At 68.1% G+C, this 652-nt stretch carries 1 protein-coding gene; it reads right to left on the bottom strand.

Translation table 11 applies throughout. The features are described 5' to 3' along the window. On the bottom strand, positions 1–193 hold a 193-nt coding region (locus tag AB0D57_RS17620), incomplete at its 3' end, for a hypothetical protein (protein WP_362072827.1). Positions 194–652 lie beyond the last annotated feature (459 nt).

Raw genomic sequence — 652 nt, 5'->3', positions numbered from 1 at the left:
GCCGCTTCGGGTTCAACGGCTCCTGCTTCGGGTTCAGCCGCAGCCGCTTCGGGTTCAACGGCTCCTGCTTCGGGTTCAGCCGCAGCCGCTTCGGGTTCAACGGCTCCTGCTTCGGGTTCAGCCGCAGCCGCTTCGGGTACACCGGCTCCTGCTTCGGGTTCAGCCGCAGCCGCTTCGCCGGCGGCCCCGGCACTGTTCCTCCGTACCCGTATGTCTTCCGTCCTGGGCCGGTCTACCGCCCGCGGTCTCGGTCTCACGCGGTCCACCGCAGATCTACCGGTCTCGCTCTACCGGTCTCACGCGGTCTACCGCCCGCGGTCTCACGTGCACCCCCGCGGTCTCGGTCTCACGTGCACCCCCGTGGAGGCGTTCACGCGCACCCCGCCGAGGGACCATCACTGCAGGTCGTTTCCCATATGCCCCCACCCCCAAAATCCAGTTCCCATAAGGGCAAGCGCCTCCTCGCGGACACGTTCACGGACGTCCTCGCTACAGCCCTAACGGGCGGGCAGTCTCACCTGCCTGATGAGACCGGTAGAGCGAGACCGGTAGATCTGCGGTGGACCGCGTGAGACCGAGACCGCGGGCGGTAGACCGGCCCAGGACGGAAGACGTACGGGTACGGAGGAACAGTGCCGGGGCCGCCGGCGAT

This window comes from Streptomyces sp. NPDC048275 (assembly GCF_040652275.1).
Taxonomy (GTDB): domain Bacteria; phylum Actinomycetota; class Actinomycetes; order Streptomycetales; family Streptomycetaceae; genus Streptomyces.
Note: the sequence above shows the minus strand (reverse complement) of the source record. Positions and strands in the feature narration are given on the sequence as shown.